The sequence below is a fragment of the Benzoatithermus flavus genome, assembly GCF_037908215.1.
Classification (GTDB): Bacteria; Pseudomonadota; Alphaproteobacteria; order Geminicoccales; family Geminicoccaceae; genus Benzoatithermus; species Benzoatithermus flavus.
The window spans coordinates 36087-46668 of record NZ_JBBLZC010000035.1; the positions used below are offsets into that span (position 1 = coordinate 36087).

The following is a 10582-nucleotide window of genomic DNA, read 5'->3' on the forward strand; positions in this document are numbered from 1 at the left end:
CGAGGAGACGGGAATGGGACGAACGAATGCCTGCCTGGTTCTGGCGCTCGCCCTTGCAGGGCTGCTCGCCGGTGCCGCGGGATGCCCAGTGGGGGCGCAGCCAATGGCGCCGAAGGCCGACGAGGGCCAGAAGGTCTTCAAGGAGGCCTGCGCCGGCTGCCACAAATGGCACGGCGGCGGTGGCGGCGGGTACGGCGGTGCTGCCCTGTCTCTGCGTCAGACCCAGCTCGACCGTGCCCACCTCGTCGAGGTCGTCGGTTGCGGCCGGCCCGGCACCGGGATGCCGTCGCACAAGCGCGACGCTTATGCCGACGGCGCCTGCTACGGGCTCAAGAAGGCCGACCTCGGCCAGGATGCGCCACCGGAAGCCAACCGTTTCCTGCGGCCGAAGGAGATCGAGGCGGTCGTGGATTACGTGATCGCGCACGTGCAGGGCAAAGGTGATCCCACCCTCGCCGACTGCGAGGCCTTCTGGGGTGCCGGCGCCCGGACGTGCGGGGAATATCGGCCTGGTGGTGCAGCCCCAGAGGCCGCGAAGGTCGGAGAGTGAGGATGAGGAAGATGCCGCGTCGAAGCGGGCCGGGCACGCGGCAGGTTCTGATCGCAGCGGTCGCGATCACAGGCGCGCTCGCGGGTCCGGCACGCGCGGGAGACTATCCTGCCGGCAACGATCTGCGCGAGATTCGCGTCGGCATGAGGGTGGCGGATCTGCCGACCGAGGGCTATGCCGGCTTCGCCTGCGCCGCCGACCCGGAACGCAAGCTCCATGGCTGGGCCGAATACGCGACCTGCCCGCGGGACGAACACGGGCTCCATGCCATCGCCTTCGGCTACGACGAGCGCTCCAACGTTCTGGGCCCGCTCGACGACAAATACCAGGGGACGAAGGTGGCCGGGCATCCGGTCCTTCTGACCCTGCTCGTCGGCGACGATGGCCGGGTCGACGGCCTCGAGATGCGAACCGACCCCAAGGCCCGGCTCTACCTGCGCAAGAAGGCGTTCCTGTTCGCCAATCAGGTCAAGGCCCGCTACGGCGAGGAAGGCTGGGTCTGCAGCAGCGCCCCGCCCACGGGCGACGAGGCGCCGGTCGGGGGCACGTTCATCAAGGAGCATTGCGAGAAGCGGGCGGACGGACGCCGCCTCGTGCTCGAGCGCGAGCTGCTCCGGCACTCGGGCGAGGAGCTCAGACAGTTCGTCGGCGAGACCCGGTTCACCATCCTCCGCGAGGGCTGACGGGCGGGAACGTCGGGCAGTTCGGGCTGCCTCGTCGGCGGGCGCTGCCGTGATGTGACGATCCTCACTGCCCGTCGCGCACGGCGAGGGCAAGGTCGGAACAATCACGACCGCGCCGAGACCCCGGCATGTCGCTTCGCCTGATTCCCGATCGAGCCGTCCGCCGCTTGGCCGCCATGGTCCTGCTCGCCTTCTCGTGCGCGGCTCCCCTGCTTTCGGCCGCAGCCGCCGAGGCGCCGTGGCGGCCCGACCCCGGTCAGCGCGTCGATCTCCAGCTCCTCCCGCCTTTCGATCTCGCCCGCCGGAGCGACGTCCTCGTGCTCGATCTCTTCCAGACGCCTGCGGACCGGGTGCACCAGCTCGAGGCGCGTGGTGTCGCCGCCGTCTGCTGGATGTCCGCCGGCTCGTGGGAAGGCTGGCGTCCGGACGCCTACGCCTTCCCGCAGACGGCACTCGGGCGCAATCGCCCCGGTCGGCCGGGCGAACGCTGGCTCGACCCGAGCCATCCCGCCGTTCTGCCTCTGCTCGAGCACCGGCTCGACCTCTGCCGGGAGCGCGGGTTCAAAGGCGTGCTCCTGGCCGGGCTCGACGGCTACGCGCGACCGGGGGCCGGCTTCCCGCTCACCGCCGAGCAGCAGCTCACCTTCGCCAAAAGATTGGCGGATGCGGCGCGCACGCGCGGGCTCGCGGCCGGGATCACGAGCGATCCCGAGCAGGCCGCGACGTTCGCGCCGGCATTCGACTTCCTGGTCGCGGCGGATTGCATCGCCCTGGCAAGCTGCGTGGAAGCCGCCCGGCCTTACCGGGCGGCCGGAAAGCCCGTCTGGCTCGTGGCCTACACCAATATCGCCTCCCGCATGGCCGCGCTTTGCGCCGCGGCCACGCGAGCCGAAATACCCCTCCTCTTCAAGACCAGGACCCTCACCGGCCGGCTGCATCGCCGCTGCCCGGCCTGAAACTTCGACGCGATCTCCCGAAGCTACGGCCGCGTGCAGGAAATTCCCGCTTGCACGACGGTTCTCCACGACTTATCCACAAAACCATGCACATCCCTGTGGTTGAAGCATGAGCAGGCGGGTGCGCCGCCGCCGGATGGCGGCGAAGCCCGAGGACGGCGCTGGCGGCGCTGCGGGTCCGAAGCCGGCGCCGAAAGGACGAGCGCGGCAGGAGAAGCGCCCCTTGCCGATCCGCCCGAACCCGGCCGGAATGGCCGGTCGTTCGTGCGCAGCGAGAACGACCGCCGCGATGGCGATGCAGGACCCGAACGAGGAGGTGGTGGTCCGGCCCTACATGCGCGGCACGCTGGCGCTGCTTGCCGCCATGCCCGCGGATCGCCCGGTCGACGAGGCCAGCCTCGCCCGCGCCGTCGGCGGCCGCACGCCCGGCTGGGCGCGCTTCGTCGAGCAGCTTCTCGATCTCCGGCTCGCCGACGAGGTGAGCCTCGACGGCCGCCCTCTCCTCCTTCTGCCGACGCCCGCCGGCCTCGTGCTCCGCGAGCAGCTCTGCCGGCCGCGCAAGCCGGTCGCGGTCGAGCGGACGCTGCTGGAGCGGATTGGCCTCGAATGGCTGGCCATGCTCGAGGCCCTGGCCGAGTTCGGGCCGCTGCGGCTGAGCGAAGTCCTGGCGGCCTGCCGTCATCTTCCCGGCGACAACCGCGAGGTGCCGCTCGCGCGCAGCCGCTTCACGGGCCTGACCCGACGCCGGCGCCTGATCGAGATCGTGCCCGGCGACGAGCTGCTCGAGCCGGCCATGCGGCGCTACCGCGTCACCGACGCGGCCTGGCGCATCGTGGCGGCCCGCCGCCGGCTGCATGCCACGGCCTACGATCTGGAGCCGTTCGCACGCTGCCTCGCCGCTATGCGCGCGCCAGCCGATCGCCCTGCCCCGGCCGGCGCCGCTGCCGTCCTGCGTCGGCGTCAGCGGCGCCGGCCGCCCGTGCCGGGGCAGCTCAGCCTGTTCTGACCGGCGACCGACCGGAAATGGCCGTTGTCAGCGAACCGATGATGGAGTAGCGGATCGGCCCCGCTGCTCGACCACGAGAAGGGAGGCTCCGCCGTAGCCAAGCGCCGCCCACGCCGGCAATATGCCGCGCTTCCACTCGCCGTCGGTCCCGACGGGGAGCGTCTGGTCATGCTGGTCACCTCGCGCGAGACACGTCGCTGGGTCATCCCGAAAGGCTGGGCCGAGAAGGGCGTGGAGCCGCACGTGCTCGCGGCGAAGGAAGCCTTCGAGGAAGCGGGCCTCGTGGGCGAGATCGGCCGGAAGCCGATCGGCAGCTATCGTTATCTCAAGCAGTTTCGCGGCAAGAAGGCGACGAAGTCCGTGCCGTGCGAGGTCGTCGTGTTCCCGCTCGCGGTCTCGCGCCAGCTCGAGGACTGGCCGGAGCGTGGCCAGCGCGAGACGCGCTGGTTCACGCCTGCCGAGGCGGCGATGCTGGTCGAGGAGGGAGGTCTCGTGACGCTCCTGCTCGGTCTCGCGGCGCCCGAAACCTGAGGCCGTTCCGGTCTGCTGCCATCCGTCGCGCCCGACTCCGGGCCGATGTGACAAGAGGGCCGCGAGCCGCCGGGACGAGCGATGCTACAGGCGGGGTGCCGGCGCGGTCGCCGCCATCCGCTCGGAACGGCCAGACCGGCATCGCGGACAGGAGATGCCCCTTGCCGAACGACAGCACCATCGGGATCGATCACGACGACAAGCTCGATCTGCTGACCGCCATTCTGGCCAGCGGGATGCTCAACCCGGGCAGCGACGCCGAGGAGGCGGCCGAGACCTTCAAGCTGGTGCGCGAGCGGCTCGAGACGATGCTCGGCCGTCGATCCGAGCCGGAATCCTCCCCCGAGGCCTGACGGCAGCGGGCTCGCCAAAGCGCCCGATCGGGCTTAAGAGACGGGCTGGAGACGGCCGGGGCTCTCGGTCCTCGGCTCCGACGAACCGGTGGCGAGCCCGTGCCCATGCCAGACCTTCAGACCGTCGATCTCGCGTTCGACCGCTCGCACCTGACGCTTCGCCTGCCTCCGGGCGTCACGGCCACCGTGATCAGGAAGCGGCCGTTCCCGAAGCTGCCGGAACCGGTCGCGGCCATCCACGAGGCTCTGGCCTGCCCGGTGGCGGCCCTGCCCTTCGCCGAGCTGGCCAAGGGGCGCCGCAGCGCCTGCATCCTGATCTGCGACATCACGCGGCCCGTGCCGAACCGGCTGTTCCTGCGGCCGATGATCGAGCTGCTGCTCGCGGGCGGCGTGCCGCGCGAGCGGATCACCGTGCTGGTCGCCACCGGCCTGCACCGGCCGAACGAGGGCACCGAGCTCGAGGAACTCGTGGGCGATCCCTGGGTGCTCGCGAACGTCAGGGTCGAGAACCACTTCGCCCGCAACGCGGCCGACCACGTCGATCTCGGTCGCACCCACACGCGCGGCGTGCCGGTCAAGCTCGACCGGCGCTTCGTCGAGGCCGACCTCAAGATCGCGACCGGCCTGGTCGAGCCGCACTTCATGGCCGGTTGGTCGGGCGGACGCAAGGTGGTGGCACCCGGCATCGCCCACGAGGACACGATCCGTACCTTCCACAGCGCCCGTTTCATGGAGGACCCGCTGGCGGTCCAGTGCAATCTCGAGCGCAACCCGCTCCACGAGGAGCAGCTCGAGATCGTCCGGATGCTGGGCGAGGTCTATGCCCTCAACACCGTCCTCGACGAGGACCGGGATCTCGTCCACGTCACCTTCGGCGAGATCGTCGAGAGCCACCTCGCCGCCGTCGCCTTCGTGCGCGACGGCACGGCGATCCCGGTGCCGCGCCGCTTCAAGACCGTCGTGACCTCGGCCGCGGGCTATCCTCTGGACCGCACCTACTATCAGACGATCAAGGGGATGGTCACACCCATGGACGTCCTCGAGCCCGGCGGCACGCTCATCGTCGCCTCGGCCTGCTCGGAGGGCATGGGCTCGCCCGAGTTCCGCGACGCGCAGGCCCGGCTCGTGGCGCTGGGGCCGGATGCTTTCTTGCGCACGCTCACCGAGAAGACGCTGGCCGACGTCGACGAGTGGCAGACCGAGATGCAGCTCAAGCCGATGCGGCTCGGAAAGATCCAGCTCTACACTACCGGCCTTCTGCCCGAGGAGCGGCGGCTCACCGGGGTCGAGATCGTGGAATCGCTGGACGAGGCCGTGGCGCGCAGCATCGCCCGCTCGGGCGATCCGGCCGTGGCCGTGATCCCCGAGGGGCCCTACGTGGTGCCCTTTTATGCCGCGGGTGGTCATGGCTGAGCCGGTGCCGCGCCATATCCATCTCGACGCCGTGGGCGGCATCGCCGGCGACATGTTCGTGGCGGCGATGCTGGACGCGCTGCCCGAGCTGACAGCGCCGGTCATGGCGGAGCTCGACCGCATCCTGCCCGTGGCCCTGCCTCGCCCGCGGCTGGAGACGGGAACGAGCGGCGGCATCAGGGTCCGCCGCCTGCGCTGGGAGAAGGACCAGGGTGCCGCCGTGCCGACCGGCGCCTGGCCCGATCTCGCCCGGCTGATCGGTGCCGTCGGCCTGGCACCGGCGACCGTGCGCCACGCACTGGCGATCCTCGAGGTGATCGCCGCGGCAGAGGCCGAGGTCCACGGTGTCCCGCTCGAGGAGGTTCATTTCCACGAGCTCGCCGACTGGGACTCCGTGCTGGACGTGGTGGCGGCCGGCAGCATCGTCGGCCGGCTCGAGGGTGCCGTCTGGAGCGTCTCGGACCTGCCGCTCGGCTCGGGCACGGTGGCGACACGGCACGGCCGCCTGCCGGTACCCGCCCCGGCCACGCTCGCGATTCTCGAAGGCTTCGCCTGGCGCGACGACGGCATCGGCGGCGAGCGCGTGACGCCGACGGGTGCCGCGATCCTGCGCCATCTCGTGCCGGGCGGCAGCCCGATGCGGCGCCCGACGGGCCGGCTCGTCGCGACGGGTTTAGGGGCCGGCACGCGCGAGCTGCCGGGCCTGCCGAACCTGCTGCGCGCCCTGGTGCTGGCGCCGGCCGGCGCCGGCAGCGACGTGGTCGCCGTGCTCGAGTTCGAGGTCGACGACATGACCGGCGAGGAGATCGGGATGGCGCTCGATGGCTTACGCGCCGTCGGGGGCGTGCTCGACGCCTCGGTGGGGTCGCGGTTCGGCAAGAAGGGCAGACCGCTCCACGGCTTTCGCGTGCTGGTGCGGCCCGAGGCGGTGGATGCGGCGCTGGCCGCGTGCTTCGCCGAGACGACCACGCTGGGCGTGCGGCGCCGGCTCGAGGTGCGCGCCGTCCTTGCGCGCCGCACGGCGGACGTGGCGCTGGAGGATGCCACCTTGCGGGTGAAGCTGGCCGACCGGCCGGACGGCAGCACGACCGCCAAGGCCGAGAGCGACGATGCCGGCGGCCTGCCCGGTCTCGCCGCCCGCCGCCGGCGCCGGGCCGAAGCCGAACGGCGAGCGCTCGGGATGGAGGAATCATGAGCGCCTCTGCCCTGGATCGGCTCGTGGCGGTGCTGGACCGGCACGGATCCCTGGCCCTTGCGGTGAGCGGCGGTCAGGACAGCATGACGCTCGCGCACGTGGCGCACCGCTTCGCGGCCACGAAGCCCACCCTGTTCCACGCGGTCTCGCCGGCGGTGCCGGCAAGCGCCAGGGAGCGCCTCGAACGCCATGCGGCAGCGCACGCCTGGAACCTCGTCCTGCTCGATGCGGGCGAGCTCGGGGATCCGCGCTACGTCGCCAATCCCCTGAACCGCTGCTACTTCTGCAAGTCCAATCTCTACGAGCGCATCCGCGCCGCCACCGACGCCGTGATCGCATCCGGCACCAACACGGACGATCTCGGCGACTTCCGCCCCGGCCTTGAGGCCGCGGCCGAGCGCGGCGTCGTCCATCCTTACGTCGAGGCCGGGATCGGCAAGGCCGGGATCACCGGGCTCGCCCGTGCGCTGGGTCTGGACGACCTCGCCGCTCTTCCGGCCCAGCCTTGTCTTGCGAGCCGTATCGAGACCGGGCTCGCGGTGACGGAAGAGGATCTTCGCTTCATCGGCGCGATCGAGGCCGAGCTCGCCGGGCTGCTCGGCCCTTCTGCGGTTCTGCGCTGCCGGGTGACGCACGACGGGGCGGTGATCGAGCTCGGCTCCTCCCTTCTCGACCGCTCGCCCGAGGTCGCGGCCAGGGCGGCGGCGGCCTGTGCCGTGGCGGGCCGCAGATTCCTGGGGGTGCGCCCCTACCGGCGCGGATCGGCTTTCCTGCGGGGCTGAGACCGTGGCGGCAGGCTTCACGTTCGACTGGAAGCGCGAGGCACGCACCGGGGTCAGCGAAGCGGTCTTGTGCACGGGCAAGACCCCGGCCCAAATCGACGCCATCCTGGCCGAGGCCGCTGCCGCCCGGCGGCGGCTCCTGCTCACACGGCTCGATCGGGCTCTCTTCGAGAGCCTCGATCCGGCAGCGTGCGCAGCGCTCGACTACGATCCGCTCTCGCGCACGGCGATCCTGGGCGATGCTCCGCCCGAGCGCCTGAAGGCGGCGGTCGGCATCGTCTGCGCCGGCACCTCCGATCTGCCCGTGGCCGAGGAGGCGAGGCGCACGCTCGCGTTCCACGGAGTCGAGACGCCGGACGCCATCGCCGACGTCGGAGTCGCCGGCCTGTGGCGGCTCATGGAGCGCCTGCCCGAGCTGCGGGCGTGCCGGGTCGTGATCGCGGTGGCGGGACTCGAAGGTGCCCTGTTCAGCGTGCTGGCCGGGCTGATCGAAGGCCTCGTCATCGCGGTGCCGCGTTCGGTCGGCTACGGCGTCGCGGCCGGCGGGCACGCCGCACTGAACGCGGCCCTCGCCTCCTGCGCGCCCGGTGTGGTGGTCGTCAACATCGACAACGGCTTCGGCGCCGCCTGTGCCGCGCTCAAGATCGTGCGAGGCATGGACGGTCGCTGAGGCGACGATGCGAGCGGGAAGGGTTGCTCCGAGCCATGGGTCCACAGGTCGATCCGGTCACACCCGACAGCAAGATTCCGCCGCGCACCGACGTGGTGATCGTCGGCGGCGGCATCATCGGGACGAGCACGGCGCTCTGCCTCGCCGAGCGGGGCGTGGCCGTGGTCCTGTGTGAGAAGGGCCACATCGCCGGCGAGCAGTCGAGCCGCAACTGGGGCTGGTGCCGGAAGGCGCGACGCGATCCGCGCGAGATCCCGCTCATCATCGAGAGCATGCGGCTCTGGCAGGGAATGAACGAAAGGGTCGAGGCCGAGACCGGATTTCGCCAGGCCGGCATCCTGTTCGCCGCCGAGAGCGAAGCGGACCTGGCACGCTACGAGGCCTGGCTCGAGCAGGCCCGCCTCTACCAACTCGACACGAGGCTGATCTCGGGCGCCGAGCTCGAGCAGATCATGCCCGGCACGTCTAAGCGCTGGAAGGCCGCCCTCTGGTCGCCCACCGACGGCCGCGCCGAGCCACAGAAGGCGGCACCCGCCATCGCGCGCGCGGCCCGGCGCAAGGGTGCGGTGGTGCTCACCGACTGCGCGGTGCGCGGCCTCGAGACGCAAGCCGGGCGCGTGGCCGCCGCCGTGACCGAGCGCGGCCGGATCGCCTGCAGCACGGTGGTGCTCGCCGGCGGCGCCTGGTCGCGCCGCTTCTGCCGCGACCTGGGCCTGCGCCTGCCGCAGCTCAAGGTGCGGGCGAGCGTGGTGCGCACGGCCCCGCTCGGGGGTGCCCCCGAGACGGCGCTCTGGACCAGCGCTGCCGCCTTCCGAAAGCGGCTCGACGGCGGCTACACGATCGCGAACGGCCATGCCAACGTGGCGCCGATCGTGCCCGACAGCTTCCGCTTCTTCCGGGACTTCCTGCCGGCGATCCGGATGGACTGGTCGTCGTTTCATCTCCGCCTCGACGGGCGCTTCCTCCAGGAGTGGCGCGAGGCGAAGCCCGTGCCGCTCGACCGGCCCTCGCCCTACGAGCGGGTGCGCGTGCTCGACCCCCTGCCGGACAGTCGCTTCACCCGCGAGGCGCTGGGCGGGCTCGCCCGGCTGTTCCCGGCCTTCGCGGAGGCCAGGGTGGTGCAGGAATGGGCTGGGCTGATCGACGTCACGCCCGACATCGTGCCGGTGATCTCGCCGGTCGAGACGCTGCCGGGCTTTCTGATCGCAACCGGCTTCTCCGGCCACGGCTTCGGCATCGGTCCAGGCGCGGGGCGGCTCGTGGCCGATCTGGTCACGGGCGACACGCCCGTCGTCGACCCGACGCCGTTCCGGTTCAGCCGTTTCACCGACGGCTCCCGCCCGCAGCCGACGAGCGGGATCTAGAGCCGCCAGCAGGCGGATCGGGAGCGCTTCCGTCGGGCACGTGTCGATGGTGCCCGACACCATCGACACGCCGTTGCTTCCGATACGCCCGAAGCAAGCTCTAAAGGCGCTGATAGATGTTGGCGCGCAGCATCCTGAGCGGCAGCGTGCAGCCCAAGATGTGGTCGGCATGGCCGAGGCACAAGATCCCGCCGGGCCGCAGATGCTGGCAGAGACGGCGCAGGATCTGCTCGCGCGTGCCCTGGCCGAAGTAAATCAGCACGTTCCGGCACAAGATCAGGTCCTGTGGCCCACCGAGCTGCCAGATGCGATCGGTCAGGTTGAGCTGCGCCAGACGCACGCGGCGGCGCAGCTCGGGTCTCACGCGATAAAGGCCGCTGCCGTCGCGTTCCCGCAGGAGATGGCGCTCCTTCAGCCGCTCGGGCAGAGGCGCCACCTCCTTCTCGCGATAGATCGCGCGTGCCGCCTTCTGCAGCATGGCGGTCGAGATGTCGGTGGCGAGGATCGTGAAGCCGCGCTCGCTCACCGCCGGCAGAGCCTCGGCCAGCACCATGGCGAGCGTATAGGGCTCCTCGCCGGAGGAGCAGGCAGCGCTCCACGCCCGCAGCGGCCGGTCGGCGATCTCGGGCAGAAGCGCTGCGAGGCCGCCTGCTTGCAGGAACTCGAAGTGCGCCGGTTCGCGCCAGAACGCGGTGTGGTTGGTGGTGACCGCATCGATCAGAGCCTGGAGCTCGCCCGCACGGCGCTGCGGATCGGCGAGCAGCTCGACATAGGCGGCGAAGCTCTCGAGCCCGTTGGCCTGCAGCCGCCGCCGCAGCCGGCTCTCCAGCATGGTGCACTTGGCCGGCGTGAGCACGATGCCGCAGACCGTGGTGATCAGGCCGGCGATCCGCTCGAACTGCTCGAACGTGAGATTCGCCTGGCTCCAAGCTGGAACGGCGCTCGGCGTGGTGATCATGGCTCGACCGATGCGACGGTCCCAAAGCACGGGATCTGCGGCGCTCGGCGCGCCGGCCGGTCGTGTCCGCATCGTCAGGCACTGATCCGCTCGAAGCGGTAGTCCTCGCTCTCCGCGCCGC

At 71.4% G+C, this 10582-nt stretch carries 12 protein-coding genes; 11 read left to right on the plus strand and 1 reads right to left on the minus strand.

The window, feature by feature from the left end; all coding sequences use genetic code 11:
- Window positions 1-13: 13 nt before the first annotated feature.
- From U1T56_RS22060 to U1T56_RS22110, 11 genes are all read left to right on the plus strand, one after another.
- Window positions 14-550 (plus strand): c-type cytochrome, encoded by a 537-nt coding sequence (locus U1T56_RS22060; protein WP_418161669.1) that lies wholly within the window; start codon window positions 14-16, stop codon window positions 548-550.
- 11 nt (window positions 551-561) lie between these two features.
- Window positions 562-1233 carry a hypothetical protein gene (locus U1T56_RS22065; protein ID WP_418161670.1) on the plus strand — a complete coding sequence of 224 codons (672 nt, stop codon included), beginning with the start codon at window positions 562-564 and terminating at the stop codon, window positions 1231-1233.
- Between the two features lie 128 nt (window positions 1234-1361).
- Window positions 1362-2189 carry an endo alpha-1,4 polygalactosaminidase gene (locus U1T56_RS22070; RefSeq protein WP_418161671.1) on the plus strand — a complete coding sequence of 276 codons (828 nt, stop codon included), beginning with the start codon at window positions 1362-1364 and terminating at the stop codon, window positions 2187-2189.
- 289 nt (window positions 2190-2478) lie between these two features.
- A complete protein-coding gene (locus tag U1T56_RS22075; RefSeq protein WP_418161672.1) occupies window positions 2479-3195 on the plus strand; it encodes a hypothetical protein in 717 nt (238 codons plus the stop codon).
- A 63-nt stretch (window positions 3196-3258) separates the two neighbouring features.
- Window positions 3259-3726: an NUDIX hydrolase gene (locus tag U1T56_RS22080; protein WP_418161682.1), complete on the plus strand. Its 468-nt coding sequence runs from the start codon at window positions 3259-3261 to the stop codon at window positions 3724-3726.
- A gap of 161 nt (window positions 3727-3887) precedes the next feature.
- Window positions 3888-4079, plus strand: a complete 192-nt coding sequence (locus tag U1T56_RS22085; protein WP_418161673.1) for a hypothetical protein — start codon at window positions 3888-3890, stop codon at window positions 4077-4079.
- 105 nt (window positions 4080-4184) lie between these two features.
- Window positions 4185-5492, plus strand: coding sequence for a nickel-dependent lactate racemase family protein (locus tag U1T56_RS22090; protein ID WP_418161674.1), 1308 nt, complete (start codon window positions 4185-4187; stop codon window positions 5490-5492).
- Window positions 5485-6687, plus strand: a complete 1203-nt coding sequence (gene larC, locus U1T56_RS22095; protein ID WP_418161675.1) for a nickel pincer cofactor biosynthesis protein LarC — start codon at window positions 5485-5487, stop codon at window positions 6685-6687. The genes U1T56_RS22090 and larC overlap by 8 nt, the downstream gene beginning before the upstream one ends.
- Window positions 6684-7469, plus strand: a complete 786-nt coding sequence (larE, locus tag U1T56_RS22100) for an ATP-dependent sacrificial sulfur transferase LarE (protein ID WP_418161676.1) — start codon at window positions 6684-6686, stop codon at window positions 7467-7469. Before larC ends, larE begins: the two co-directional genes overlap by 4 nt.
- A gap of 4 nt (window positions 7470-7473) precedes the next feature.
- Window positions 7474-8139, plus strand: coding sequence for a nickel pincer cofactor biosynthesis protein LarB (gene larB / locus U1T56_RS22105; protein ID WP_418161677.1), 666 nt, complete (start codon window positions 7474-7476; stop codon window positions 8137-8139).
- Window positions 8140-8174: 35 nt separating this feature from the next.
- Complete coding sequence (locus U1T56_RS22110) at window positions 8175-9503, plus strand: NAD(P)/FAD-dependent oxidoreductase (protein WP_418161678.1); 1329 nt, start codon at window positions 8175-8177, stop codon at window positions 9501-9503.
- 100 nt (window positions 9504-9603) lie between these two features.
- Here the strand turns inward: U1T56_RS22110 and U1T56_RS22115 are convergent, their stop codons facing one another.
- Window positions 9604-10461 carry a CheR family methyltransferase gene (locus U1T56_RS22115; protein ID WP_418161679.1) on the minus strand — a complete coding sequence of 286 codons (858 nt, stop codon included), beginning with the start codon at window positions 10459-10461 and terminating at the stop codon, window positions 9604-9606.
- Window positions 10462-10582 lie beyond the last annotated feature (121 nt).